23 protein-coding genes and 1 pseudogene are annotated in these 25,964 nt (G+C 67.0%); 2 read left to right on the top strand and 22 right to left on the bottom strand.

Going from position 1 to position 25,964, the window contains the following annotated elements; all coding sequences use genetic code 11:
* The first annotated feature begins 69 nt into the window (after positions 1-69).
* Positions 70-1,334, top strand: a protein-coding gene (locus CGU34_RS12515) for an IS3 family transposase (RefSeq protein ID WP_100813234.1) whose coding sequence is annotated in 2 segments (ribosomal slippage) — positions 70-421 and positions 421-1,334 — 1,266 coding nt in all. Because the reading frame shifts where the segments join, the coding sequence is not laid out codon by codon here.
* A 33-nt stretch (positions 1,335-1,367) separates the two neighbouring features.
* On the opposite strand, the pseudogene CGU34_RS12510 reads toward CGU34_RS12515, so the two are convergent.
* The 9 genes and pseudogenes from CGU34_RS12510 to CGU34_RS12470 form a co-directional block, all read right to left on the bottom strand.
* Positions 1,368-2,204 (bottom strand): annotated as a pseudogene (locus tag CGU34_RS12510) (type IV secretory system conjugative DNA transfer family protein); the annotation flags it as partial.
* Complete coding sequence (locus CGU34_RS12505) at positions 2,201-2,791, bottom strand: hypothetical protein (RefSeq protein ID WP_232711668.1); 591 nt, start codon at positions 2,789-2,791, stop codon at positions 2,201-2,203. The gene CGU34_RS12505 and the pseudogene CGU34_RS12510, both read right to left, overlap by 4 nt.
* Before the next feature lie 159 nt (positions 2,792-2,950).
* Positions 2,951-5,953 (bottom strand): hypothetical protein, encoded by a 3,003-nt coding sequence (locus CGU34_RS12500; RefSeq protein ID WP_157811308.1) that lies wholly within the window; start codon positions 5,951-5,953, stop codon positions 2,951-2,953.
* Positions 5,954-6,022: 69 nt separating this feature from the next.
* A complete protein-coding gene (dprA, locus tag CGU34_RS12495) occupies positions 6,023-7,036 on the bottom strand; it encodes a DNA-processing protein DprA (RefSeq protein ID WP_232711667.1) in 1,014 nt (337 codons plus the stop codon).
* 181 nt (positions 7,037-7,217) lie between these two features.
* Positions 7,218-8,696, bottom strand: coding sequence for an ATP-binding protein (locus tag CGU34_RS12490; RefSeq protein WP_100814290.1), 1,479 nt, complete (start codon positions 8,694-8,696; stop codon positions 7,218-7,220).
* On the bottom strand, positions 8,693-9,475 hold the full coding sequence (locus CGU34_RS12485; protein WP_100814289.1) for a hypothetical protein: 783 nt from the start codon (positions 9,473-9,475) through the stop codon (positions 8,693-8,695). The genes CGU34_RS12490 and CGU34_RS12485 overlap by 4 nt, the downstream gene beginning before the upstream one ends.
* A 19-nt stretch (positions 9,476-9,494) precedes the next feature.
* A complete protein-coding gene (locus tag CGU34_RS12480) occupies positions 9,495-10,964 on the bottom strand; it encodes an SCO6880 family protein (protein WP_100814288.1) in 1,470 nt (489 codons plus the stop codon).
* Positions 10,965-10,967: 3 nt separating this feature from the next.
* Positions 10,968-12,362: a conjugal transfer protein TrbL gene (locus CGU34_RS12475; protein WP_157811307.1), complete on the bottom strand. Its 1,395-nt coding sequence runs from the start codon at positions 12,360-12,362 to the stop codon at positions 10,968-10,970.
* A gap of 30 nt (positions 12,363-12,392) precedes the next feature.
* Entirely contained in the window at positions 12,393-12,662 is a 270-nt protein-coding gene (locus CGU34_RS12470; protein WP_024355940.1) for a DUF6112 family protein, read from the bottom strand.
* A gap of 485 nt (positions 12,663-13,147) precedes the next feature.
* Here CGU34_RS12470 and CGU34_RS12465 point away from each other — a divergent pair, with 485 nt between their 5' ends.
* The gene (locus CGU34_RS12465) at positions 13,148-13,654 is read left to right on the top strand and encodes a hypothetical protein (RefSeq protein ID WP_100814286.1); all 507 of its coding nucleotides are present in this window, start codon (positions 13,148-13,150) and stop codon (positions 13,652-13,654) included.
* 25 nt (positions 13,655-13,679) lie between these two features.
* On the opposite strand, the gene CGU34_RS12460 is transcribed toward CGU34_RS12465, so the two are convergent.
* From CGU34_RS12460 to CGU34_RS12400, 13 genes are all read right to left on the bottom strand, one after another.
* A complete protein-coding gene (locus tag CGU34_RS12460) occupies positions 13,680-13,946 on the bottom strand; it encodes a DUF6112 family protein (RefSeq protein WP_100814285.1) in 267 nt (88 codons plus the stop codon).
* Positions 13,946-15,124 carry a M23 family metallopeptidase gene (locus CGU34_RS12455; protein WP_100814295.1) on the bottom strand — a complete coding sequence of 393 codons (1,179 nt, stop codon included), beginning with the start codon at positions 15,122-15,124 and terminating at the stop codon, positions 13,946-13,948. Before CGU34_RS12455 ends, CGU34_RS12460 begins: the two co-directional genes overlap by 1 nt.
* 5 nt (positions 15,125-15,129) lie before the next feature.
* A complete protein-coding gene (locus tag CGU34_RS12450; RefSeq protein WP_100814284.1) occupies positions 15,130-15,825 on the bottom strand; it encodes a hypothetical protein in 696 nt (231 codons plus the stop codon).
* A gap of 78 nt (positions 15,826-15,903) precedes the next feature.
* Positions 15,904-16,971 (bottom strand): ParB N-terminal domain-containing protein, encoded by a 1,068-nt coding sequence (locus CGU34_RS12445; protein WP_100814283.1) that lies wholly within the window; start codon positions 16,969-16,971, stop codon positions 15,904-15,906.
* Entirely contained in the window at positions 16,968-17,840 is an 873-nt protein-coding gene (locus CGU34_RS12440) for a hypothetical protein (RefSeq protein ID WP_100814282.1), read from the bottom strand. The genes CGU34_RS12445 and CGU34_RS12440 overlap by 4 nt, the downstream gene beginning before the upstream one ends.
* A gap of 78 nt (positions 17,841-17,918) precedes the next feature.
* Positions 17,919-18,353 carry a hypothetical protein gene (locus tag CGU34_RS12435; protein WP_100814281.1) on the bottom strand — a complete coding sequence of 145 codons (435 nt, stop codon included), beginning with the start codon at positions 18,351-18,353 and terminating at the stop codon, positions 17,919-17,921.
* Positions 18,350-19,036: a DUF2637 domain-containing protein gene (locus tag CGU34_RS12430; RefSeq protein ID WP_198517791.1), complete on the bottom strand. Its 687-nt coding sequence runs from the start codon at positions 19,034-19,036 to the stop codon at positions 18,350-18,352. Before CGU34_RS12430 ends, CGU34_RS12435 begins: the two co-directional genes overlap by 4 nt.
* Positions 19,033-19,947 (bottom strand): bifunctional DNA primase/polymerase, encoded by a 915-nt coding sequence (locus CGU34_RS12425; RefSeq protein ID WP_100814280.1) that lies wholly within the window; start codon positions 19,945-19,947, stop codon positions 19,033-19,035. Before CGU34_RS12425 ends, CGU34_RS12430 begins: the two co-directional genes overlap by 4 nt.
* Entirely contained in the window at positions 19,947-21,029 is a 1,083-nt protein-coding gene (locus CGU34_RS12420) for an ArdC-like ssDNA-binding domain-containing protein (protein WP_100814279.1), read from the bottom strand. The genes CGU34_RS12425 and CGU34_RS12420 overlap by 1 nt, the downstream gene beginning before the upstream one ends.
* A 227-nt stretch (positions 21,030-21,256) precedes the next feature.
* Positions 21,257-22,231: an AraC family transcriptional regulator gene (locus CGU34_RS12415; protein ID WP_100814278.1), complete on the bottom strand. Its 975-nt coding sequence runs from the start codon at positions 22,229-22,231 to the stop codon at positions 21,257-21,259.
* A gap of 128 nt (positions 22,232-22,359) precedes the next feature.
* Positions 22,360-22,755: a hypothetical protein gene (locus tag CGU34_RS12410; protein WP_026937592.1), complete on the bottom strand. Its 396-nt coding sequence runs from the start codon at positions 22,753-22,755 to the stop codon at positions 22,360-22,362.
* 22 nt (positions 22,756-22,777) lie between these two features.
* Positions 22,778-23,470 (bottom strand): response regulator, encoded by a 693-nt coding sequence (locus CGU34_RS12405; RefSeq protein WP_100814277.1) that lies wholly within the window; start codon positions 23,468-23,470, stop codon positions 22,778-22,780.
* Complete coding sequence (locus tag CGU34_RS12400) at positions 23,467-25,962, bottom strand: ATP-binding protein (RefSeq protein WP_100814276.1); 2,496 nt, start codon at positions 25,960-25,962, stop codon at positions 23,467-23,469. The genes CGU34_RS12405 and CGU34_RS12400 overlap by 4 nt, the downstream gene beginning before the upstream one ends.
* Positions 25,963-25,964 lie beyond the last annotated feature (2 nt).

Genomic DNA, 25,964 nt, shown 5'->3' with positions numbered 1-25,964 from the left:
GGGCCCTGACCCCAGTTCTTGGACACGCTGAATCCAGCATTTTGCTGGGGAAGCGAGATGATCAGAATCATGGTTAGGAAGAACTACTCCGACGGGTTCCGGCGGCAGGCCGTGGACTTGTACGAGTCCACTCCCGGGGCGACGGTGCGTGGCATCGCCGCTGATCTCGGGATCGAGCGCGGCACGTTGCGGCTGTGGCTGGAGCGGCACGGGACGGGCCGGAAGACGGCTGCGGACGGCACCGCCGCGCGCAGCCCGTTCAAGGCGTCGGCGACCTCGCCGACGGCGGATGCGGGGGCGGATGAGACGCCCGCGCAGCGCATCGCACGCCTGGAGGGGCGGGTCGCGCAGCTGGAGGTCGAGCAGGTCAAGCTCGTCACCGAGCGTGAGATCCTGCGGCAGGCGGCCAAGTATTTCGCGGGGGAGACGAACTGGTGAACCGCTTCCAGTTCGTTGAGGACCTCTCAGCCACCTACCCGGTGAAGCGGTTGTGTCAGCTCGTCGAGATCACGAGGTCCTCGTTCTACGCATGGCGGGCCGGCGCCGCCGCCCGGCGGGCGCGCGCCGCGGAGGACGACGTTCTGGCGGGGCGGATCCGCGCCGTCCACGAAGGCGACAACACGATGGGCGCGCCACGGATCACCGCCGAGCTCAATGACGGCGCCGCGCCGTCCGAGCGGGTCAACCGCAAGCGGGTCGCCCGCGTGATGCGAGACAACGAGATCCACGGGTACCAGCGCAAGCGGCGGGTGCGCACCACCGTCCCCGAGCCGTCGGGACAGGTCGTCCCCGACCTGCTGAAACGGGACTTCACCGCCGAGGCGCCGAACCAGCGGTATGTCGGCGACATCACCTATCTGCCGCTGGCTGACGGGCAGAACCTGTATCTGGCGACCGTGATCGACTGCTGCTCGAGACGGCTGGCCGGGTGGGCGGTCGCGGACCACATGCGCAACGAGCTCGTCGAAGATGCGCTGCGTTCGGCGAGGCTGACCCGCGGCAGGCTGACCGGGTCCGTGTTCCACTCGGACCACGGATCGGTCTACACCTCCAAGGCCTACGCGGGACTGTGCAAGCGGCTCGGCGTGACACAGTCCATGGGCGCGGTGGGCACGAGCGCTGACAATGCCCTCGCGGAGGCGTTCAACGCGACGCTCAAGCGCGAGGTCCTGCAAGACCGGGCCGTGTTCGCCGACGAGGCCTCCTGCCGTCGCGAGGTGTTCCGGTGGCTCGTGCGCTACAACAACACCCGCCGCCACTCCTACCTCGGCTACATCGCGCCCGTCGCATTCGAAGCCGAACTCACCGCCGCTACGCTACCGATAGCGGCATAATCCCACCCCGTGTCCAAGAACCGGGGGCAAGGCCCTCCCTTCCCAGAAGTCCCCACCCTCGACACCGCCAGCAGAGAGACCGGTGCCGGCGGCGAGTCCGGTGGCGCGGATCATCGCCGTCAGCGGGTCTTCGCATCCCCGGATCGGTGACCACCGTAAGCCTGCGGGGATGCCTTCGGCGAGGTGCTGCGGGTCGAACACCGCCACCGGCCGCCCTTCCGCACTTCGTGCTTTCAAGGTGGCGGTGAGGTTGTCGGGGCGGGTGGAGGTCGTGACGACGGCGCCGGGGGCGTCGAGGATCGCGTTGATGACCACATGCAGCCCCTTCCCCGAACGTGGTGGCCCGATCAGCAGGATCGAGTCCTCCACGCTCGCCCACACGCCCACATTCCTCGATGCGCCGAGGAGGTAGCCGACATCGGTGACAGCAGGCTGCTGGATGGAGGGGCGGAGTTGCCCGGCGCGACGTAGCAGTGCTTTCTCTGAGGCTGCGGTCGTGACGTCGGTGCGGGTGGCGATGCCGACGATCCGGTACGGGTCGACCTTCGTCTGCCGTGCGTGCTCACGGAAGAACCGCCACACCCACCACCCCGCACTACCGACCGCGACAATGAGAGCACCGGCGACGACCCAGTACGCCACCGGATTCAGCCCGTCGGCGCCAAGCGCGCTGCCGGGGTCTGCGGGGTGCAGGAGCACGCCGAGGCCGGCTTCGATCCCGCCCGCCGGCTGCGCGATCCCGGTGACCCAGGCGGTGATCGTGCCTGCGACGCGGAGGATGACGGCGAGGACGGCGGCGGCGATGAGGGCGATGATGCCGAGGTTCGCCAGTTCATCCCCAAGCGCCCCACCCTGCCGCGGCGTGCTCATTGGATTCGTCCGATGCTGAGGGTGCCGGAGATGCGGCCGAGGAGGATCACTTCACCCGTCACCGCCAACGCGGCCTGCTCTGCGGTGAGGAGGGTGCGGGCGGTGCCGTCGCTGCTGGCGTCGGTATGGGCGTGGATGATCGCGACGGCGACATCCTCACCCGGCACGAACCCTGCCCCTGCCACCTGATGCAGCACCGGCTGCGCGGCCCGCACCGGAGGCGAAACCACAGCCACCGGTGCCGGGGTGTCCCAGGGTTTCGGGGTCGGGCGTTCGCGGGTTGGGGTGATGATGTCGGTGAACGTTGACCCATCGGCCTCGTGTACCTGCACGCGCAGCGGCGACCGGTATCGGGCGGTGAGGGCGTCGAGGATGGTCGGGAACGCTTCGCGCCGCCACCCCGGAGCGAACGGCTCCGGCAGATATGCCGCCCCGTCGACCGTGACCGTCATCGCACCATCAGCGGTGATGGTGAACTCCACCACCGGCACCACGACCGGCCCTCCCACATCAGACTTCGGCGGCTTCGGCGCTTTCGGGGGTTGGTGGTCGGGGTGGGTGCGGCGGTAGCGGGGCTTCGGCGTCACAGGGCAGTTCCTCTCGGTGGAGTGCAGGGGTGTCGCCAGGCAGGTGCGCCCGCACCGCCCCCGGAACGCAGGTGGGAGGGCACGAACCTGGGGGTGGTTCGTGCCCTCCCGTGCCGACCCGCCCTCGGTTGGGGGTGTCGGCGGGTCGGCAGCCTGTGGTTAGTCCTCCTTTGCTCCCTCGAACTGGGCCTTGAACTCCTCGAACGACAGGTCCTCGTCACGGACGTATCCGGCGCGGTCGCGGGCGATCGCGAGGCGACGCCCGAACAGCAGCACCCCACCGGTAACCGCAGCGATCAGCCCACCGGCAAGACCGATCGGCCACCAGCCCCCGCCGCCGGTGTGCGCAAGCTCACCCGGCGTGCCCGGCTCCTCCGGGGTGTCGGTGACGGTGGTGGTCTCATCTGGTGCGCCGCAGACCCCACGGTGCAGGATCGTGCCGTCCTCATCGGTGATGGTCTCCACCCAGTAGTAGGTGCCAACGCGGTCGAAGATCACCTCGTCGGAGCGATACTCACCCGGCCCGTCGAGATCAATCGTGGTGGAGGTGAAGACGAGTTCTTCCGGGGTGCAGATCGCGGTGTCACTGTCCTGCCGGTACGCCTCGAACACCAGACGTGCCCCGTTGGGGACGGTGCCGGTGACGGTGGCGACATCATGCGCCGGATCACCGAGCTGCACGGTGGGGACGGCGTTCGTCTTCACGATCAGGTCCTCCGGCTGCTCCTTCACCACCGTCGTCTCACCGGGTGCACCACACACACCCTCGGCGATGATTTTGCCGTCGGCGTTGTAGAGGGATTCGACCCAGTACACATTCCCCGGCTCAGTGACGGTGGTGGTGCCGGAACGGTAGACACCGGCCTGAGTGACCGGGATCTCATCGCTCTCGTAGAACGGCACCTCACACACGGCCCCAGCGTCTGCCAGGTGGGGTCCGTAGGCGCGGAACACCAGATAGGCACCGTCGGGAATCTTCGTCCCCTGCACGAGCGCGGCATCCGAGAACGGTTCACCGACGAACGCTTCCGGTGTCGCCTGCGTCACCACCGTCACGGGGATGTCTGTGCCTGTGGGTGGGACGTAGAAGCGTTCCAGCACATCCGCCGGAGACGACGCATACGGCTGCACCCGGTCGTCGCCGGTGAAGGTGGTGACGAGGACGTAGAAGCCGGGCTCGGTCGGCACGATCTTGTCCTCATCCGTGTACCCGAGCTTGTAGACCCCATTCCGTGCCGGCGTCGTGAGCTCCGCCAACACCGGAGCACCGCTGAGATCGAGATCATCGGTGAGTTCCGTATCTGACGCGAAGGGTCCGTAGACGGTGTGATGGAGTTCATCGACGTCGGCGTTCCAGTAGCCGTCGCCGGTGAAATCGCCGTGGTTCGCCGGGAACCCGGTGACGGTGATCACATCGAAGGCGCGTCCGCCGGGGTGCACGTTGTACTCCCGCATCAGCGAGGTCACCGTGACCGGCCACCGCACCGACGTCGTCTCCACACTGATTCCGTACTCGTCGGCCCAGTCGGCGGCGAGGTAGTCGCGCACCCACTCCGGCTGCGACGACTTCTTGACCTCCCACACCCAGGTCACAAACCCGCCCGTCGGGGCAACCACCTGTGGGGACGTGTACACGCCGGGGCCGCCTGCGGTGACCGTGACGGTGCCGAGCGGCACCGCGTTCGGGTCGATGCCGGTGTTCTGTGCCGGGGGCAGCGTGCCGGGCACCTGGTAGGCGGTGCCCTCGAACACCACCGGAATGTGCGCGCCGTCCTTCTTCAACCACGCACCATTGCCGCTGCTGACGGTGATCGAGTCCGTAAGTGCATCACCGGGAACGGCGAGACGCTGATCCGCCTGGGAGACAGCTTCGGGCTGGAACGGCACCACCGACGTCTCGGTGACTTGCCCGAAGCGGTCGGTGAACGAGTCGGTGAGGTACTTCGCGTTCTCACCGTGCGCGGCCTTGTCGATGCTCCACACCCACGTGTAGAACCCCGATTCCGGCGCAACGATCGTGCCCGGCGAGGTATACGACCCCGCACCCGTCAACGTCACCGTCTCGACGCCTGCGACCGGGGCTCCGGCAGGTGGAGTGTCGGCTTCGGCGGGCTGCTCATTGAACGGCCCATACAGGGTGCCGGTCGCCGTCACCTCAATCGGTGAACCATCGAGGTGAATCCAGGTGCCCTTCGACACCGACACGGTGAGCCCATCCACGAACGCATCACCCTCGCTGACGTAGCGGGAGGCGACCTGGGTGGTGATCTCCGGCTGGAAATCCAACTCGATCAGCGGCGACTCCGCCGACGCCGACAACCCGGTGGATGACCCGGCGACGGCGGCGATCAGACGCTGCGCGCCGGGGGTCGTGTAGAGATCGAGCGCGGCACCGTACCCGGCCGCGGCGATGTTCATCGACGCGCCGATTCGGTAGGACGGGACACCGACTGCGGGGGTGCCGGTGAACGGGTGCGTTCCGGCGCCGATCGTGCGTGCCGATGAACCGTCGGCGAAGATCGCATCCGACAGGGTCGCTGTGCCGGTGAGTCCTGCGGGGTGGGTTGCGACGGTGAGGGTGCCCGCGTACTGATCCGTCATGTCCAGGCTCAGGGATAGTGAGGGGTCGGTGACGGCGTAGACGGCGGCGTTCTGGCGCATCATGTCCAGGTTCGCGAGGATCGTGCCCCGCTCGGATGCTGGCGCCCGCCCGACGTAGTAGATGTCGCCTGACATGCCGTGGGAGTTGTAGGTGCCGGCGCTCGTGATCGACCATACGAACAGAGCGACCGCCGCAGTCGTATTCGGGTCACTGGACTGCCCCCACCGATCCAGCACATAGTTCAGTTCCGCGAGCTGCTGCCGGGACAGCGAATCCAGTGACGTGATCCGCTCCGGCCCGTAGGTCTGCGCGAACGGTGAATCGGCATCGAGGTCCGCGCAGTACGCCTGCCTGCCATCAACGTCGGTGTTGTAGGCACCGAGGAACCCGTTCCCGATGTCGTACCCGACACCGAGACTGCCCGCATGAGCCTGCGGCGCATTCAGTGCGAGCGACCCGGCCAGCAGGAACAGGGCCAGCAGCACCGAGAGCCAGCGCCGTACCCCCGTTCTGGGTGGCGCAGCCTCCGGCTGCGTGATGTGGGCGAGTGATCCTGACACGAGATACCTCCTGGTGTTGTCCATCAGCGACACGAGCCGGTCGCCTTCACACCAGGTGCACCACCGTCCTCACCGGCCCAGGCTCGGCCCCTCACGCTGAGCAGAGGGAGTCGGGGTGTCGAGGGGGGCGGCCTCGAGCCCCGCGGTGCGGCGCACGGCCCGATGAGCTCCATCCCGCACCCCGTCGAGGAGGCTGCGCACATCGTCGTACCCGGTGATGACCGTGGCGAGGCCATCACGCAGCAGCCGGTGACACCCCGCGGACGATGCGCTGGTGATCGGGCCAGGGATCGCCCCGACCGGCCGGCCGAGCTCTGCGGCGCGGGCAGCAGTGTGGAGGGTGCCGGAACGATACCCGGCCTCCGCAATGAGGGCGGTGCCGGAGAGCGCCGCGAGAAGCCGGCCTCGTTGCAGGAACCGCCACTTCGTCGGCGCCGCACCCGGCGGCAACTCCGACAGCAACAGCCCGTCCTTGCCGACCCGGGTTAGCAGATCAGCGTGCCCTGCCGGATACGGCCGATCCAGGCCCCCCGCGAGCACGGCGACTGTGGAACCACCGGAGGCGAGCGCGGCACGGTGCGCGGCACCATCGATCCCATACGCGCCGCCGGAGAGCACCACGCGGGTGTCGGCGACTGCCGACTGCACCAGCTCCGTCGTGACGTGCTCCCCATACCCGGTGGACGCCCTGGCGCCGGTGACAGTGAGGCGATCCCACACCGGACGGCTCAGCAGCCCCGTGTTGCCTTTCGCCCACAACGCCACCGGTGCACGATCGCCAAGCGCACCGATCCCGGCAGGCCATTCGGCATCGCCAGGGATCAAAACTCGCATCCCGTGCCGCTCCGTCTCGGCAAGCACCCGTCGCGTCTGCGTCGCGTCGATTCGGGGTGCGAGGCGGCGCTGCCAGGTGTCACCATCCGGCCCCACCGGGACTTGATCGGCGAGGACGCGGGCGATGGTCTCGGATGCGCCGACGGTGCGGATCATCCGCCCCGTCACCGCATCTCCCGGTTCGGACGCGACCGAGAGGATGATCCTCGCAGTGCGCTCCTCTGCTGCCAGCTCGTTGATCGTGTCCATCAGTGCTGCTCCCTCGGTCATGGCGTATCAATCGAGGGATAGGTGCGAACCAGCACGCCGAGACAGTCACCGCGAGTGCGTTGGCAGGTGCGGGAACTTGCACCCTCATAACGACCCGCAGATCGGCTGAAACTGGCGGAATGACGCGGAAGCAGGGTTCAGGAATCCTGAACTCGAGCGTTTAGCCCTTCATCCTTGCTGTGGTGTCGAACGCGGCGAGCTCGGCCGGGTGGAGTTGGTGCTGGACGACGAAGGAGCGTTCTTTGATGCGCCAGAGTCCTTGCCCGGTGCCGAGTCCTGGGAGGAGTTTCTGTTCGGTGCCGGTGAGGCCGAGGGCTGCGGCGGTGGCGCCGAGCTGGTCGGGTTCTTGCCGGTAGATGATCCTCGTCTCAGCGTTCGCCAGAAGCGAGTTCGCGAGGGCGCGCATCGCGGAGCCTTGGTCGCCGACGTTGTCGAGGTCGGTGAGTTTGTGGAAGATCAGCATGTTCGCGATCCCGTAATGTCGCGCCAACCGCCACTGTGCGTCCATGCGGCGTAGGAGTGCGGGGTAGGCCATGAGTCGCCAGGCTTCGTCGTAGATTACCCACCGGTGCCCGCCGTTCGGGTCCATCAGCGCCGACTCCATCCACGCGCTTGAGCAGGTCATCAGCACCGAGATCAATGTGCTGTTCTCCGCCACCCGCGACAGATCCAAGCTCACCATCGGCAGCGATGGATCGAACCGCACCGTCGATGGCCCATCGAACAATCCCGCAAGATCACCCGCTACGAGGCGGCGGAGGGCGTGGCCGACGAGCCTGCCGTCCTCCGCCAGCCGGCCATCCGTGTCGGTCGCAGGATCGGGGTTCAGGATGCGGTCGACCACCATCGGCAAGATCGGTACGTCAGCGGTGCGGACAGTATCCCTCAGGGCGAGGTCGATCGCGGTGTGCTCCAACGGTGACAGCACCCGATCCAGCACGGTCTCTGCGAGCGCGCCGATGAGTTCCCGGCGGCGGGACGCGACTTGCGCCGCCCATTCCGCATCGCTCACCCCAGACGGGCGGTGGCCCTCATCGAGCGGATTGAGGCGGTTGCGGAGCCCATGGCCGAGGACGATCGCCCGCCCGCCAACGGCCTCCGCAACCGCCGTATGTTCACCCTTCGGGTCACCGGGCACATACACGCGGCGTCCGAACGGGATCGACCGCGTATAGAGGCTTTTGGCGAGTGATGATTTGCCGGACCCGACGATGCCAGCGAGGACGATGTTGGGTGCGGTGATGACACCACGCGCGTAGAGGGTCCAGGGGTCGTAGACGAATGAGCCGCCCGAGTAGAGATCCTGGCCGATGAACACCCCGTCGGCGCCGAGGCCGCCTTCGGCGAGGAACGGGTACGCGCCCGCGAGCGTCGCAGACGTGTCCTGATGCCGCGGCAACCGCAACCGCCCCGGCGTCCGCAACGCCGCTACCCCTGGTTCGCCGGCGGCGGGTAGGTAGGTGGTGTTGCGGCGTTCGGCCCGCTCCGCCGCGACCCGTTCACGCTCCGCCGCCTGCTCAGTGCGGCGGGCGTTGGTCTCGATCTTCGCGGCGGCGTGCTTGCGTGCTCTCCGCTGCTTGCGGCGTTCCCCGGCCGGTTCGACCAGCGCCGCGGTATGGAGCTTCTGCCGATCGCTCACAGTGCTCGCCCCCGAGGCACTGACGAGGACTGCGACGGTGCGAACCAGTCGTCTTCCTCTTCGCCCATCGGTGCGTGCCTGCGCGACGGTGGACGGCTCGGCGTTGTCCTCGCCGACGGAGCCGGAGCATCCGGCTCTCGTGTTTCCGGGTGTGCGCGGAGTAGGGATACGTGCCCGTGGTCGTGGTTGTAGGTCAGGGTGTAGACGCCTTCGGTGGTGGTGTGGTCGAGGGGGCCGGTGGGGATGGTTTCGTAGACGTATCCGTTGACGAGCGCGGCCTGCGTGGTCTCCTCGCCCATGTCGAACCCGGCCAGGTGCTCGATCGCCGCATCAGTGCCGTCGCGGTCGATGATCGTCAGCACCTCGTCGGCGTCCTGGCCTTGCAGGAACACCACGCTCACCCACCGCGACATCGCCCCCGGTGCTGTGGGGGCGGGATGCCAGGCGATCCGCCCCGAGGCAGCCATTGCCGCATCCACCCGGTCGTGTACCCCATCCAGCAGCGCCGCGGCCTGCTGCAGTTCCTCGGTCGCGGTGAGAGCGTAGGTCGCACCGGCGGTCTGATCCCCGGCGTCGTCGTGCGCGCGCACCCGGTTCGTGAGGTGGGTGGTGGCGAGTTGGTCGAGCACTTGCCGGAGGGAGCGCACCCCGGCGAGAAGATCACCGAGCACCGTGTAGGTGTCGGCGGGGTCCTCGAACACGCGGGAGGCGTGCGCGAGCCCTCGGAGCGCTTCGGACGCTTCCGCCGCGTCGACGGTTGGGTTTTGGAAGGTCGTCATGACGGGCTCCTACTCGTTCTCAGACGGTGCGGCACAGCGGCAACGCTGCGACGGTGAAGGCTTGGGCCTGCTGCCCGACGAGACGCCGGGTCTCACACGAGGCTTGGATGGCGGCCTGCTCGACTGCTGCGACGGCAGTGTCGAGTTCTTCCGGAGATGGGGCGGAGATGCTGATGAGGCCGGTGTAGCGGAGGACGCCGTGGCCGGCGGTGAGGTCGGCTTCTTGTTGGAGTACGTCACCGTATTCGGCGGTTTGGGAGGCGTCTTCGATCTGCCCCATCTTCTGCCGTTGCGCGGCATCTGAGATCAGTTCGGTCTTCTTCTTCCTGATGTCGCGTGCTGCCTGATCCGACCGGATCGGTGTGCATACCAGTGAGAACGATCGTTGAATCCCTGACGACAGCAACACCGGGGCGAGGAACCCCGGATACACCTGTGACCTCGGCCACTCGCTGATCCACAGCACTGCATGGTGCGCGGAATCCGATCTGAGCCGATCCCACGACTCGGTGACTGCGACCGGGCCTGCGGTTGCAAGGGAGCGGCCGATGTCGGTGTTCCGTTCGAGGATCGCGGCGGTGGCGGGGTCGTAGGCGGAGCGGAGGATCACCGCGACCTGTGCGGGGGTGAGCCACCCGGTGATCGTGAGCTCCGCCGCTCGCAATGCCGTCACCAGCGTTGTCATCTCCTGACGCAGGACGGCGGCGGCACCTTTGATGCCGCCGCCGTTCGTGCGGACTTGGCGGGCGGCGGCTTTGAGGTCGAGGGCGAGGCTGATGGTGGTGGCGTGGCGTTCCCCGGCGGGACCGGCACGGTCGATGAGTTCCCGGTAGACGGTGGAGGTCCAGGAGCCGTCATCGGTGCCGTGGCGTTGCCACCATTCGACCAGCCCGGAACCCCCGTCAGGGAGGGTGCGTTCGCACACTTGCAGGCGGGCGATCCGCCCGGACCGGCAGGTGGTGGCGAGCACGCGTCCCCAGGTGGCGACGCGGCGTTCCTGCTCGCCGGGATCGAGGAGCACGAACGCGGGATGTGAGACGCCGACGATCGCGGCAAGGGTCTGCGCGTGCGGGTCGTGGATCATCGCCGCCCCCGTCTCCGGGTCCTCCCACTCCCGAAGCGACGCCGCATCACCCGGAAGAGCGAGCGTCCCCGCAGGCCGAGGCTTCACGACCCGCCGCCGGAATACCGTCTGCCGTGCCTGCGTGCGAGCGACCCACCGGAAGGTGACGGGCACCCACTCGACCAGTTTCCGACCCCCGACCGGGGTCCAAGCGAGGGCTGCGCAGAGGAGCCAGATGGGTGCGGTCCAGGCCAGCAGCATCCCGCCGCCGGCGTAGAGGGCGCCGACGATGGAGAGGACACCTGTGGCGAGGACGATGAGTTGCGGGAGGGAGAGGCCGAGGAGGATGCTGCGGCGGGTGAGGCGGGAGAACTGCACCGCCCGCAACCCGAACCCTGCATTGCTCGTGTTCTGCTGAGTCGACATCGATCATTCCTTCCCGGCAGCCGGCTTCGGTGACGGCGCAGGCGGCGGCGTCGAGGGCATCGGTCGTGCCGGTGGTGCGGTCGGCGTGTGACTCGGCGCAGGCGGTGGCGGTGCGGGTTGCACGGTCTCACCGGCCCCGGCCGCGTGCCCTTCCGCAGCACCCCCGACCGTGCCACCGAGCTTCGGCCCCGCAGTCGCCGCCGCACTGACCACCTGAGCCCCGACCACGACTGCTGCCGCAGGCCCCGCAGCAGCAGCCCCGCCGGCCCCGGCACCGGCCGCGCCAGCACCACCGCCCGCGCTCCCGGCACCCGCACCAGCCGCGGCACCAGAACCACCCGCTGCGCCCCCGCCGGCGGCGGGACTGGCAGCCGTTGCGGGTGGGGCGCCACCGCCGGATGGTGCCGCACCACCGCCCTGGTCGCCGGCGCCGTCGAGTACCTTCTTCGACCCATCGGTCTTCGGTGCTGATGGGACGGGGACGGGCCGGTTGAGGGCGGATTTGGCTTCTTGTTCGGCGCTCATCGAATGGTACATATCGAATCCGATGAACGTGACGAACTTGTACGTCATGTACGGGGCGAACGCAGCGATGAACATCAACACGACCCCGGCGATGGGGTCACTGATCGACGCCAGATCAAGCTCAATCGGAGCACTCACTTGGGTGATCGCGACGAGGAAGATCACCACCAGCACCAACTTCGACAAGATCAAGGCGATCACGAACGTCGCCCATTTCCCGAACCACCCCTTGGTCGCATCCCACGAAAACCCCGCAAGAGCAATCGGAGCGAACACGATCGCGACCAGCAGGAGGGCTTTACGGATCAGGAGGGAGAACCACACGATCGCAGCCGCGCTGATGGCAAGGCCCGCGAGGAAGATCGTGACGATCGCCCCGACACCGGGCGCGGCGATGTTGATCCCCGCGAACCCCGCCGCAAGCAGGGTGATCCGGTCACCGATGGACTCCATCGTGTTGCCTGTCGCCTGCACGATCCCGACCGCGAGCTGATCCGTGATCTCCAACAACAGCCCCGTGAGACCGATCGCGACGAACGAGCCGAGGATGCTTTTCGCGGCTCCGAGGGCAGCGCGGGTGAGGGCGGTGGAGTCGCGGTGGATGAGGCCGGTGATCAGTTGCAGGCAGAAGAAGATCAGCACCACGAACACCGCGACCCCGAAGAGGATGTTGTAGACCCCGACGTAGCCTTCGTCGGTGACGTCGACGAGGGTGGTGGTGTCGAACACCGCCCAGACCGCCTCGAACAGCCACGCCGCCGCCCCGCCCATCGCCTGGGCGAGCCAGTCGAACGGGGCTGCGATCAACGTCGCAGCTCCTTGCCCGACGGTGTCGCACACGGCCGAGATCACCGGCACATCACACACACTCACCGCATCCTCCTTCCCTCATCCGTGGTGGGGTTAGACGGCTTGGCCGACGCCCCAGAAGAAGTTGATGAGCGTCACCGACGCGCCGCAGATGATCGCCGCCCCGCAGGACACGAGCACGCCGACCTTTCCGCGCGACGCGAGGTGCGGGTTGGAGGAGTTCGCGCCGAAGCCCCACACGATCGCGGAGACGATCAGGGCGAGGACGGAGAGGATCAGACCGACAGTCATCACCGCGCCGACAATGATGCGCAACTGCTCGATACCGGGAAGCCCGGTACCGTTCGGGTCAATATCAATCACAGGGTGCTCCTTCAGCTCACAAACGCCAGGGAATGGCGGACTTGCCAGCCAGGTGCACCCCTCTACACCACGAGTAATCTGAAGGGATGGCAGAACCGATACCCTCGAGCGCAGCTGGGACAACCCAGCACTCAGGCGCACGCGATCTGTCACGTTGGCTGGTGCATCTCACTCGGACGCCCCAAGATCTCGCGAGTGTGCTGACACAGGGGCGAATCGAGGCACGCAATCCCTTCGGGATCGCCAAGAACTTTCAGGATTCCGTTGGGAATCAGAAGGCCGTCTGTTTCACTGAAACGCCACTGACCGAACTACGCCGTATGACCAGTCGAGGTCGAAGATGGGGCCTCGTTTTTGACAAAGAACTACTCCGCGAAAGACAAGGCGCTCAACCGGTCTGGTATCTCAGTGACCCTTCACCTCAGTGGGACGCTGCGAAGCAGCTTCTCTCTAGGTCTCTGGACGCACGCCAGAAGCCGCTCAACGTGGAAGATGCGTACTGGAAGATGACGCCGTTCATTGACCCTGTACGCTCGACTGACTCCACTCGACCTCACGATTGGCGATGGGAACGGGAATGGCGGGTCATCGGAGATGTCCGGTTCGAGCTTTCTGACATAGCTTTCATCGTCTGGCCCGAAGGAAATGATCTCCTTTGGGAGAGCAACTTGACGCTGGGGTCTCTGTTCGTCGGACACGATGGTGACGAGTTCTGGTCCGGGTCGCTGCTCGATGAACTCGACCTGAAACTGGACGAGATGCTTACAACGATCTCAAACGAATACATCACGGTTGACGATGCGGGCCTTCCGTGGGACTCAGAAGATCAAGAGTATGTGGCGATCGTTGAAATCCTCGACGCTTACGACGTCGTCTCCGAGGTCTTCGATGACCTCCCCGTAGCCGTGCTGGATGCACTTGTAGACGCTCTCTGGAGACGCAACGGAGATATGTGGTGTCGTAACTCCGATCTGGAGACCGTACACGAGTAGACCGCAGCAGCACGACGACGCATCGTCAAAGTTGATCTCCTACACCAAGGAGAAAGTTGACCCAGGCAACGCCAGCTCCTGCGAGGGCTGCGGTGCCGAGTGCCACCCAGGCACCGAGGCGGGCTTTGGTCGCGGTGTGGGGGTTGCCGGTCGAGGATGAGATGGCCCAGATGATCGCTGAGACGATCAGCATGAGTACGGCGATGATGAGCACGAACATCAGTAGCGCGCCGATCACCGTGCGGAGGTCGTCGGCGGCGCCGACGCCGCCGAAGTCGGGGAACACGTCCATCAGCGGCCACCCCCGCTCAGAGTGCAGGTCGCGCGGGAGGTGTTGCCGCCGGTTATGCCTTCGGCGTCGTGGTCGGTGAGCCATTGGTCGGAGTCGATCGCGGGCTGCTCGGTCCCGCCGGGGCGGATTTCGAGGTGGAGGTGGGGGCCGGTGGATTTCCCGGAGGAGCCGACATCGCCGATGTGTTGGCCGGCGGTGATGGTCATGCCTTCGGTGACGTGGATGCCGTGCTCCCACATATGGGCGTAATAGGACGCGATGCGTTCGCTGCCGACGGTGTGTTCCACGATGATGAGTCCGCCCCAGGAGCCGGTGTATCCGGCGTGGGTGACGATTCCATCGGCGACGGCGTAGATCGGGGTGCCGTCGGCGGCGGCGAAGTCGCTGCCGGAGTGGAACGCGGTCTCGAATGTGATTGGGTCGGTGCGCCACCCGAACGGGCTGGTCCGCACCCAGGAGCCTTCCGGCAACGGGAACACGACTCTGGTGGTCTCCGGCACCACCACCTCACCGCCACCGCCGCCGGTTGATGGTGCGGGGCGGGTGAGTGCGGTGAGGATCGCTTCGGCGACGGGCTGATAGTTCTGATACCGATCCGGATAGGCCGACACCTCGACGGCTTGCGCAGCTTTGCCGGGGTCGAGTTGCTGCCACCCCGGAATGTCCAACAGTCCTCGGGGGCTCGGGTAGTTGGGTCCGGCCGGTCCGCCGTAGAACGCGCGGGCTTGATAGTTCGGGTCCATGAGCTCCGCGACGGTGCCCCACCCGGCTTGCGGCCGCATCTGGAACAGGCCGAGCGAGTCATGATCGGACGCATCCCCATCGTTGGGGAAGTTCGCGGATTCGGGGTAGGTGCCGGTGTTGGCGAGCATCCGCAGGTGCGACTCCGTGAGCGCCGCCATCAACGCGATCACCGCCCCCGGACGCCCGACATCGTCTGTTTGTCCGCCGACGGTGATGATGGTTGCGGCGTGGGTGAGTTGTTGACGGTTCAGCGTCACCGTCTCACCGTTCTTCGTGGTCGCGGTCAGTGAGTCCGGGATCGGCCCCACGATCAACGACCCCGGTGCGCACGCGGCGATGGCGGGGTTGGCGAGGACGGCAACGGACAGGAGGACGGTCGCGGGGCCGAAGCAGACGGCGGCGACGGTGAGGGCGGCGAGGAGCTTCTTGAGCATGGCGGTCACCGCAAAGGGTTGTCGAGCTGCGACAACCGCAACAAGAGACAGGTGTCGGTGATCGGATCGGCAGGCGACGGTGCGGAGCCCCGTTCGGGGGTGCAAATGAGGAACACGGTGAACGCGACCGGGTGCGTTGTCGTGACCGGGTCGGTGCCCCAGTAGCCGGTCCGGTGGCGGGTGCCGGTGATCGTGTACGCGACCGCACCGTCAGGAATCTGCCCCGGCGCCGCCTGCACCACCGCATCCTCCCACGCAGCCGGGATCTCGATCGTGTCGATGATGAGCCACTGCCGCGTCTGATGCGTGCGGAGCTGCGCCCACGCCTCCGGCGTAGGCAGATAGGAACGGACATCGGAAGCGGCCGCGTCGGCTTCCGTTTCGGCGGTGACATCGGCGAGCATCTGCGCGTAATCGGCAGGCCCATACCCGCTGGTCGTATCCCACGTGAACAGTGCTTCCGCGACCGCGCTTGCGAACTTTTCCGGTCCGCCGATTGTGACCACAGGCTCCGGCTCTGCCGGGACGTGTGCCGGGTTCGTGGCCGCCGGCCCATCGGTAAGGGTTGGCTCAGCGGGTTCGGTGGTCTGGGGTCCGCGGATGAGTCCGTAGACGCCGACACCGATGAGGAGGAGCAGGATGAGGCCGCCGGCGATGGCGGCGATGAGCACGGTGCGGCGGCTGCGAGCGGTGGGGTCCATCCTGATGTCCTTCCCGACGAGATTCGGATCACCAGACAGGTGCACCACAGCACCCAGGGCCGAAAGGGTGCGGAGGGATCAGGCGGTTTCGCGGCGCACGTTTCGTGCAGTGCGGGCGGTATCCAGGAACGCCACCGTCGCGGTGACGGCGTTCTCGAACATCGCCCACTGCTCACCCGACAAGGACGGGCCGATGCTTTCGGGGTCGTAGCGTTCAGTCCAGGTGGAGAGTTCATCCCAGAGGTAGACGAACGACCGCACCGGCAGGAACTCCCGCGGCTGCTCCTCAACCGCGTGGAGCCGTGCTGATGCGAGCTGGGCGGAACGCTTCTTCGTCGCAGACTTCGCACGCTCGACAGCGAGTACCGCGAGACGTTCCAGATCCGCCGGCCGTGCCGTGTCTTCAAGCTCCCGGAGACGGGTCGCGCCTGCGGCGGCGGTGTCGCGGATGCCTGCCGGTTGTGCAGGGTCGCCCGCGAGGGCGTCGAGTTCGGCGAGGGCTTGTGCGGCTCTGATGCGATGCCCGGCTCCGGTGATCGACCCGCCCGCGTCGATCCGGTCAAGTTCTTCCCGTGCCCGCTGCTGTACGTCGTCGGGCTGTGCAGGGTCGGCGGCAAGGTGCTGCAACTCGTTGATGCGTTCTAGCGAGGTGTAGGCGTTGCGGCCGGTGACCATGAGCGCAGCCTGCTGTCGTGTCTCGCCCTTTTGCGGTGCCGCCACGGTGGCGGCACCGTGTGACCTGGGGTTTTCGTGTTTCGAGGTGAACCGTGACGCTTCCTGCCGGCCCGTCGCATCCTCGACCATGAGGGATTTCAGTTCGGCGTAGAGGGTGGCTTCCTCGGTGCGGGTGAGGGGCTTGTGCAGGAGGTTGTCGTCCTGTTCGGCGAGGAGCTGCCCGAGGGTGGTGGAGATGCCCGAGCGCACCCACACGTTCACCGTCTTCCACCCGAGCCGGCGGATCGCGGCCAAACGTCGTGCGCCGCAGATCAGCATCCCGTCCGGGGTGATAGTGATCGGCTGCAACAGCCCATCCCGCGCTATCGACTCCACCAGCGAGTCGAGGTCGCCGTAGTCCTCGCGGTGTCGGCGGCCGGCCCAGATCGAATCGACGGCCCGCTCCAGCTCGATATGCCCCGGCTCGCTCATGGCCGACCCCGCATCACGCCGGGTGCGGCGACTTTGATCGCCGCAGCCAAGTCCGTGTCATCCATGAGGTGCGCCAAGGACTCACCGATCAGCAGCCGCAGCAACACCCCACGGCCCGCGTTCGTACCGGCCAGGTGCAGGTCGGGGGCGCCGAGGATGATCCGCAGCAGCCTATACCACGACGGGGCAGGCAGATCGAGCAGGGCGCGGGCGTGCCGGTCGCGTCGCAGGGACTCGTATGCGCCCGTACGGGAGACGGATTCCGCGAGGCGGGCGCAGATGCACTCGACTGCGGCACGGGCGACCACTGGTTCCCACCGGTTCCAGCACAGCAACGCGATCGTGTCCTCGACGGCGGACTCCACACCCGTCGACCTTGGTACTTCCATCTCGTCGCCGCTGTCATCGTCTTCGTCATCGTGTGGGAACGGGTCGGCGCGGAACGCGGGGTGGTAGTCGGTGAGGGGGTTTTCCCGCTCAGAGAAGCGTTCGGCGTCATGGAAACTCGAGTACCTCGGCCGGCGCGCTTGATGCACAGAACACAAGAGCCCATTGGCGCGGTTCTCCGCGATGCAGGTGATCTGCACGGCACGGGTGATGACCGCCCACGGATCATCCGCCCGCCGCACCGAGGGCGTGCGCATCGCCTCAAACGCCGCGGTCGCCGCCTCCCACGGGTCCAGGCCGTGCTTGCGCGCGAGGGCGGCGTACTTGTCGGCCGCGTGCCGCATGAGTTCCGCTGCATCGGGGTCCGTCCGCCAGGCGTCCGGGCCTGCGGCGTTGAGGCGGGTGAGGAGTCCGCGGAGCCGTTCTGAGTTCTCGAGCTCACGCCCGCGACCGTCGCTGCGTGGGGTGTGGGGTTGTGGCATGGTGGCACCTCCTGACAAGCAGGTGCGCACCGGCTCCCCACCAACCCCGTCGCGCCACCATCTTCTGCGCATAGCCGTTCACCCCAGCCCGATCCCGGACGGCCGCACCCACGACGACGAGCGCGACCGATCCTGCGCCTCGAACACATCGAACGACTCGAACACCGACGGCCCCGCAGATGCCGCACGTTCCGCTCGGCGATCCCGAATGTCGCGGGCATGATTCCGGGTCGCACGGTAGGCGTGGCCTGGCGCGCGTCGGGCACGGTGCGCGAGCTCGCTCTGAAAGTTGATGCCGCGGCCCGCGATCCGGGCGGAGCTCGACGCGATCAAATCAGTCGGCCGCACCCACGCAACCCCGCGCCCCACCCGCGAACCAGGATCAGCACCGGCGGCGGTGAGCGAGGGGTCCCGGTGCACGGCGAACACCGACCGCTCAGCCTCGGAACCTTCGACCGTCTCGGGCCGAGTCACCGGTAGTTCGGTGCGGTTCCTCTCTGCGTGATCGTTCACGATGCTTCGTCCTTCGCTCCATTGATCGCTGGGGTGAACCAGCGGCCGACCGTGGAGGGGTGTACACCCAGGTGCCGGGCGATCTGTTTGTTCGACCACCCCTCCACCTCCCGCAACGTGGTCGCCTCCGCCCGCCGCTCACGCACCGACACCACCGGCAACTCCACTGCCAGCGCTGGCTCCCGTTCTGGCACGGCGACCGCCTGCGATGGAGCGACCGCCTCAGCCGGAGCGTTCTCGATCACGTCTGCATCCGGTGTGCTGGTGGGGCGGGTGAGGATGACGGTGAGGTGCGTGATCGACAGCAGCACCAGCGGCGGGATCGCGGCGACCGACGCAGCCAAGATCGGCGGTACGTCGGTGTCGGCGGCGATGATCGCGTGGATCGCGTTCGCCGTGACCGACACGATCGCGCCGGCGGCGAGGAGCGTCCACGGGTACCAGGTCGGGCGGGACTGGCTGGCGAGGGCGACGACGGCGACGGTTGCGACGACGATGATGCCGTCCACGATCAACGGCCACGCCCACGCCTGCCCCGCATCAATCCCAGACCGCCGCGCCAGATCAGCAAGCGCGGTGAACGACAGCCAGAATGCGCCGGCTGCGATGAACACCGTGCCCGTGATCGCCGTCACCACCGCTAAGCGGCGACCCCGCGGCGAGACAGCCTCGGTGGTCTTCATGAGATCACCCGCCCCGGTGATCCGCGCACCACACGCCGCTCATCCGCCACCGGCTCCACGGACGTGTGCGGTGCGGGGTGGGTGGTGCGGTAGGCGGAGCGGATCGTCGCCATGATCTCCCGCACCCCCAGCCCCGCATGCTCCGCCGCAGGCCCCAGCGCGTCGAGGGTCGCGTCGGGTGGGGTGCCGGATTCTGCGAGTCGGCACGCGGCCCAGAACAAGCCCCGGTTCCGCTCACCCTCACCACGCCCCGCCACCCAACCCGCGAGCACCTTCACATCCGACCCACGCCGCTCAAACCGATGAGAGCTGGCGCGCGCACGGTCGAGAGGGATCGGGGTACGCGGGTCCAGGAACTCGCGCAGCCGCGCCGCATCCACCGGCACCGGAGTATCGCCTGATGCGACGATGAGCCGGTACGGTGCCCGCACCCCACCAGGGCGCAGCACCTTCGACGGCGGCGCGATGATGTAGCCGCCCTCAGCCCGGAAATCGACATGCGCCCGCGCTGCCTGCCACGACGACTGCACACGATCCGCGTGCGCCGGGTAGTAGGCGTGGAGCCCACCGGAGGGGGTGCGCACGAGCGCCGCCCACCCCACCGCATGGCCTTGACGGTGCGCTTCGCGGAAGGCAGGGAATCCGGTGCCGGTCGGATGCACGTCGACATCGACGACCTCCACCCCGGACATGGCACCGGTGGGGATGCCGATGTTCGCGGACGGCCACCTCGACCACCATCCCGCAACCTGCCCTGGATCAGCGGACGCGTCATGGAAGCCGCGGAGCACCAAAGGGCGCTTCTCACCCGGCACACACGGGAACACCGGCACCCCGGCCGCAGCAAACCGCGCCGCCGCCTCCGAAAGCGGCAGCCCGCCGACTTCGGCGAACAGATCGATCGCGCCCATCACAGGCTCCTCACCGATGCCGCCACCGCGCGGCGCGGCTCCTCAGTGAGCGGATCGCCCACGGCATCCGCCGTCGGCGCGGGTTGCTTCCGTGCTGGGGCGTCGCGGGTGAGGCCGGGCGGGTCACCGTCGCCGATTTGCACGGTGGGGAGCTGATCGAGAATGCTGGCTGAGGTTTTGCGGACTCGTTCGCCGGTGGCTTGGACGACTTCGACCGGGGACTTCTCCGGCACCGTCGCCGCCCACCCCGACACATACGGGACCGTGTAGTCGCTGGTGTCCATGCCGTGCGCTGCGGCGACCATCAACGCCACCGAATCCGCCTCCACCTCACCAATCCCGCGATGCCCCGTCGCATCCGGATTGTCCGGGCCGTGCAGAAGGACGTGGGCGAGCTCGTGCACCAGGGTCTTCACCTGTGCCGCCTCGGGCATGTTCTCCCGCACCGCCACCGTCCGCGCACCGAAATCGGTGAGGCCGTTCGCACCGTGGATCATGCCCTCATGCGGCACCCGCAACACCGTGAACCCCTCCGCCTCCACCAGACGCGCGATGCCATCCCAGAGCCCGTCGGGGGCTTCACCTTCCAGCAGCCGAGGTGACGGCGGCCCGGGGATCGGGTCACCGGCGGTTTGGGAGACATCCCAGACGTAGGCGGGGCGGACACCGACCATGCGGGAGCGCACCGCCTCACCCGGTTTTGGTTTCTCGAACCGGCCGAGCCGGCGCCACGACTCCACCACCTTCGGCGTGAACGACGCGAATCTGCCCGTCACCGGGGCGAGGATCATGTACCCCGACTGGCCCTTCTCGACCTGCCGGCCGAGCGCCTGCCACTGTTTGAACCCCGCCACATACGACGGCACTGGCTCCGGCACTCGGCCTGCCTCGAACGCTGCCTGATGCTGCACGAAGATCAGCAGCGTGTTATTGAACGAACGGGCACGGAACCGGGCCGCGAACTCTAGCGCCTGCTTCCAGTCCTCACCCGACACCAACGACTCGACCGCGCCGGTGAGCTGTTCATGGAGGGCATCGAGCTTCGCATCCCGCGCAGCCCGCGCCTCTTCGCTGGTCGCCATCGTCGTCCTCCTTCCGCAGGTACCCGCAACACGGCGGGTGACCTCTGCGACCAGAAGGTGCGCGAAGGGACTCAGGAAACGCAATCGAGACGGACGACGGACAGAAAGTGAGCGACCGCCAGGTGCATCACTGAACCCGACGTGGTCAAACTCGGTCTAGCTCATTCGGGAGAGTCCTGGTGATCCGTGCGCAAAAAGATGAGCGTTTCACCCGGCAAGACGCGCGTTCACTCAGGGTTGAAGGGCGCCGGGACAACCTCGCTGATTCTGCGGTACTCGCTGGGGGAAACGCCGACACTCCGGCGGAACTGAAGTGCAGCAAAGTCAGGGTCCCCCCAGCCCACCTGGGCCGCGATCTCAGAGATGGGCGCGTTATCCACACGCAGTAGGTGAGCCATGCGCTCGGCACGAAGCATCGTCAAGTAGGAGATCGGCGACTTACCAAAGGCCTCGACGAACACCCGCCGCAACTGAGACACGGACAAGTGCGCTCGGGCTGCGAGCTCAGTCACAGTCCAGTGCCGATCCAGCTCCGCACGCAAGACCTGCGCGACCTCAAGAACCTCTGGACGTACCGGACGGAATTGACGATGACGTGGCACGGTGGGCGTCGATGCACTTCGCCGCGCGCCAGCTGTCCCTTCATTGGCAACCACAATGAACGGAACCAGAATGTCGAACACGGCGGAGACGAGCGATTGCGCTCGATAGAACCGATCAGGAGGAAGGCCGTCTACGCTCAATGCAACCAACTCATCGAGCCATGGCATCATCAGTCCCGCCCTGTGCCTACCGATACGGACCACCTGGGTGGGTTCTGCGTAATGGGCGTCAAGGAACTGACTGGCGTCGAGCCGCTCATGGAACCGGGACGCGTACTGCCAGAACACTTGATCGATGACATAGTCTCGGTCAAGGTAGAGCGTCGTGGTCGAAATCCACCCCTCGGGCTCAGCGCCACAGAGGGTGTTCGCTGCCAGAATCACAACGTCACCCATGCTGACGAAGTGCACGCCAAACTCACTGAACAGTCGAGCTCTGCCCGCGCGAACGACGATGAACTTGAGACAGTCAAAAGCGATCGGGTCAACCGGCGCGTGTGCGACCTGGGTTCGGGCGAGGAGTGGCGAAAACGTGGCCACCGGCGCCAACGACACACCGTTGGGCCTCGTGAATACGTCCTGTCGACCATCGACCGTCATACTCGCTAATCGAAGGCTAGTCGCCGCCGAGAATCGAGCACCCCTAACGGTACCCATACGATGCGGGCCGAGAACCCTAACGCTGACCTCGCACTGGACTCACAGAATCGAAGGTTGAGTCGGGTCTGTCACCAGAACATCGGGAGAAGTGACGCAAGGAACCCTACTACTGCGGTGCTGAGCATGGTGATCGCGAGAGTCCAGCATAAGCGCTCAGCGTGGGAGCGCTTATGAAGTTCAAGTCTCTCTGGATCGCGTTCTGATACGAAACCTGTGACGCTTGTCGATTCGCGGTCACGGATCTCGTCGCGTGCTGTCAGGGGGCGCGTGTAGGTGCGGTCCTGCACGCTCCACATCGCGATCGGTCTCTGGTCGAGGTCCTCGACGATGGTGACGTTCGTGGTGAGGCGGGGCCCGTCGATGGCGCGGATGATGAGGGCGGCGATGGCGAAAGGGACGCCGATGATCGCACCGATCCAGGACAGCAGCTCACCGATGATGCCGATGGTGTCGAGGATACTCAAGGTCGCGTCGGGATCCCGAAGGTCAGGTGGTCATGCCGTCGAGACGGTAGCCCATACCCGGCTCGGTCAGGAGATGCACCGGACTGGTGGGGTCTTCTTCGAGCTTGCGTCGCAGTTGGGAGACATAGAGGCGGAGGTAGCCAGTGTCTTCGGCGTGTTCGGTGCCCCAGATGGTGGTGAGGATTGTTTGGCGAGTAACGAGCTTCCCGGCGTTGCGGATGAGGATGTCGATGAACTGCCATTCCGTGGGGGTAAGGCGTATCTGCTTTTGCCCGTCGGGAGTGTCACGGGTGACGCTGTGCGCGGCGAGGTCGATGGTTACCGCACCGAGGTGGACGACGGGGGTGGCGTCTTCTGGGGGGACTCTGCGGGTAAGGGCGCGGATACGGGCGAGGAGTTCTTCGACGGCGAAGGGCTTGGTGATGTAGTCGTCCGCGCCAGCGTCGAGCGCTTCGACTTTGTCAGCGGCGCCGGCACGTCCGGAGACGACGAGGATGGGTGCCTGCGACCAGCCGCGGATGCCGTGGATGACTTCGATGCCGTCGAGTTTAGGCATGCCGAGGTCGATGAGGAAGATGTCGGGGTGGTGGTCGATCGCGGCGGCGATAGCTTCGGCACCGTCTGCTGCGGTGAAGATCTGGTAGCCCTTGGCGGTGAGGGTGATGCGCAGGGCGCGGAGGATCTGCGGGTCGTCGTCGGCGATCAGGATTCTCATGATTGCTCCTGGCTGGTGCTGGTGGTGTTGAGGGAGATGACCATGGTGAGCCCGCCACCGGGGGTGTCCTCGGGCGTGAGGGTGCCGTGCATTGCTTCGATGAACCCGCGGGAGAGGGCCAGGCCGAGACCGAGGCCGGTGGTGTTGTCGGTGTCGCCGAGGCGTTGGAAGGGCAGGAAGATGTCGTCCAGTTTCTCGGGCGGTATGCCGGGGCCGCGGTCGATGATGCGGATCTCGAGCCGGTCACCGAAGGTGCTGGTGCTGACATGGATCGGTGTGCCGGCCGGGGTGTAGCGGTGGGCGTTGGCGAGGAGGTTCACCAGGACTCGTTGCAGGAGTACGGGGTCGGCGTGGGCGAGCGCGTCGCCGTGGGCGAGGTTGAGGGTGACGTCGGTCGGGCCGAGGTGGAGTTCGTCGAGGGCGGGGGCGATGGTTTCTGCCGGGTCGGTGGGGATGTCGGCGATCGTCAGGACCCCTGCTTGTAGGCGGCTGACGTCGAGGAGGTCGGTGACGAGAGCCGCGAGGGCTGCGAGGCTCTCATCGGCGGTGTCGAGGAGTTCCTTCTTGTCTGTCAGCGCCAGGTCGGGGCCTGCCGCCTTCAACCCTCCGACCGCCGCGGCTGCGGCTGCAAGGGGGCGGCGCAGATCATGGCTGAGAGCGGAGAGAAGGGCGCCGCGTACCCGATCCGATGCCGCGATCGGTTCGATCTGCTGCGCCGTCTGGGTAAGGTGCTGGTGTTCGAGTGCGGCGGTGAGTTGGGCGGTGACGACCGCGAGGAGGCGTTGTTCCGCCGCAGCGAGGTCGGGGCCGTGCAGTTCCAGAGTGGTGTCGTCGGTGACGCGAATGCTGGTGTGGTGATTGTCGGGCAGCGGTTCCCCCGACCGGGCGAGCACGTCTTCGCCGCGCATGAGGCGGACGCCGGGAAGTTGGAAGGCTTCGCGGGTGCGGTCGATGAGCGCTTGGATCGCGTTGTCTGCGCGCAGGACGCTGCCGGCGATGGTCTGGATGAGTTCGGATTCGGCGGCGGATCTGCGGGCGGCGCGGGTGTAGCGGGCGGCACGGTCGACGATGAAGCTCACCAGACTCGCGATCACCACATACAGGATGAGAGAGAGGAGGTGGTGGGGCTGGTGGATGTGGATCGTGTAGAGCGGTTCGATGAACAGAAAATCCAGGGTGATCCCGGACAGCACCGCGGCGAACAGGGCCGGCCAGATTCCTCCGACCAGGGCGACGATGACGACGAGGAGCTGATACGCGAGGACGTCGGTGGTGATGGAGTCTTCGCTGCGGAACAGGGTCAACAGTGCGGTGAGCGCGGGCCCGCCGAGGAGGGCGACGACGAACCCGAGGATGCGGCGTTTGCGGGTGAGTGCCCCGGTGAGCGGGGGCAGGGTGAAGCGTTTCCCGGCGGCGGCGTGGTTGACCATGTGCACGTCGATGTCGCCGGATTCGCGGACCACGGTCGCACCGATGCCGGGGCCGGTGAACGCGGAGGTGATGCGGCCGCGTCGGCTGGCGCCGAGGACGAGCTGGGTGGCGTTGACGGAGCGGGCGAACTCCACCAGCGCGGTGGGGATGTCTTCGCCGATGACCTGGTGGTAGGTGCCGTTGAGTTTCTCCACGAGTGCCCGCTGCTCGGCCAGGGTGGCGGGGTTGCCGGTGCGGAGCCCGTCTTGGCTGGTGATGTGCACGGCGATGAGTTCGCCGCCGGCGGAGCGGGCGGCGATGCGTGCGCCGCGGCGCAGGAGTGTTTCGCCTTCGGGGCCGCCGGCGAGGGCGACGACGACGCGTTCGCGGGCCTCCCAGGTGCTGTCGATGCCGTGGTCTTTGCGGTACCCCTTCAGCGCTTGGTCGACTTCGTCGGCCAGCCAGATGAGGGCGAGTTCGCGCAGCGCGGTGAGGTTCCCGAGCCGGAAGTAGTTCGACAGGGCGGCGTCGACGCGTTCAGCGGGGTACACGAACCCGCCGCTGAGTCGGTCCCGGAGGGCTTGGGGGGCGAGGTCGACGACCTCGATCTGTTCGGCGCCGCGCAGGAAACTGTCCGGAACGGTCTCGCGCTGCGGGACGCCGGTGATCTGCTCGACGACATCGTTGAGGGACTCGATGTGCTGAATGTTGAGGGTGGAGATCACATCGACCCCCGCCGCGAGCAGCTCCTCCACGTCCTGCCAGCGTTTGTCGTTCTTCGACCCGGGTGCGTTGGTGTGGGCGAGCTCGTCGACCAGCGCGACGGCGGGCTTGCGGTCAAGCACCGCGTCCAGGTCCATCTCCTCGAGCGTGACGCCCCGGTGTTCCACGCGGGTGCGAGGCACACTGGGGAGCCCTTCGGTCATGGCCGCGGTGGCGGCACGGCCGTGGGTTTCCACGATCCCGACGACGACGTCTTTCCCGTCTGCGAGCAGGCGGCGACCGTCTTCGAGCATGGTGAAGGTTTTGCCGACCCCGGGGGCAGCCCCGAGCAGCACCCGAAGCTGCCCCCGTTTCGGCATGG

This window comes from Microbacterium lacus, from assembly GCF_002812805.1.
Classification (GTDB): domain Bacteria; phylum Actinomycetota; class Actinomycetes; order Actinomycetales; family Microbacteriaceae; genus Microbacterium; species Microbacterium lacus_A.
The sequence above is the reverse complement of the archived record's forward strand: the minus strand, read 5'-3'. Positions and strand labels throughout refer to the sequence as shown.

Bases quoted from the DNA above. Each gene is read 5' to 3' on its own strand.
- dprA (WP_232711667.1), bottom strand. From the start codon at position 7,036: ATGGACACGATCAACGAGCTGGCAGCAGAGGAGCGCACTGCGAGGATC.
- CGU34_RS12485 (WP_100814289.1), bottom strand. From the start codon at position 9,475: ATGACGACCTTCCAAAACCCAACCGTCGACGCGGCGGAAGCGTCCGAA.
- CGU34_RS12480 (WP_100814288.1), bottom strand. From the start codon at position 10,964: ATGTCGACTCAGCAGAACACGAGCAATGCAGGGTTCGGGTTGCGGGCG.
- CGU34_RS12460 (WP_100814285.1), bottom strand. From the start codon at position 13,946: ATGGACGTGTTCCCCGACTTCGGCGGCGTCGGCGCCGCCGACGACCTC.
- CGU34_RS12455 (WP_100814295.1), bottom strand. From the start codon at position 15,124: ATGCTCAAGAAGCTCCTCGCCGCCCTCACCGTCGCCGCCGTCTGCTTC.
- CGU34_RS12450 (WP_100814284.1), bottom strand. From the start codon at position 15,825: ATGGACCCCACCGCTCGCAGCCGCCGCACCGTGCTCATCGCCGCCATC.
- CGU34_RS12445 (WP_100814283.1), bottom strand. From the start codon at position 16,971: ATGAGCGAGCCGGGGCATATCGAGCTGGAGCGGGCCGTCGATTCGATC.
- CGU34_RS12440 (WP_100814282.1), bottom strand. From the start codon at position 17,840: ATGCCACAACCCCACACCCCACGCAGCGACGGTCGCGGGCGTGAGCTC.
- CGU34_RS12430 (WP_198517791.1), bottom strand. From the start codon at position 19,036: ATGAAGACCACCGAGGCTGTCTCGCCGCGGGGTCGCCGCTTAGCGGTG.
- CGU34_RS12425 (WP_100814280.1), bottom strand. From the start codon at position 19,947: ATGGGCGCGATCGATCTGTTCGCCGAAGTCGGCGGGCTGCCGCTTTCG.
- CGU34_RS12420 (WP_100814279.1), bottom strand. From the start codon at position 21,029: ATGGCGACCAGCGAAGAGGCGCGGGCTGCGCGGGATGCGAAGCTCGAT.
- CGU34_RS12415 (WP_100814278.1), bottom strand. From the start codon at position 22,231: ATGACGGTCGATGGTCGACAGGACGTATTCACGAGGCCCAACGGTGTG.
- CGU34_RS12405 (WP_100814277.1), bottom strand. From the start codon at position 23,470: ATGAGAATCCTGATCGCCGACGACGACCCGCAGATCCTCCGCGCCCTG.
- CGU34_RS12400 (WP_100814276.1), bottom strand. From the start codon at position 25,962: ATGCCGAAACGGGGGCAGCTTCGGGTGCTGCTCGGGGCTGCCCCCGGG.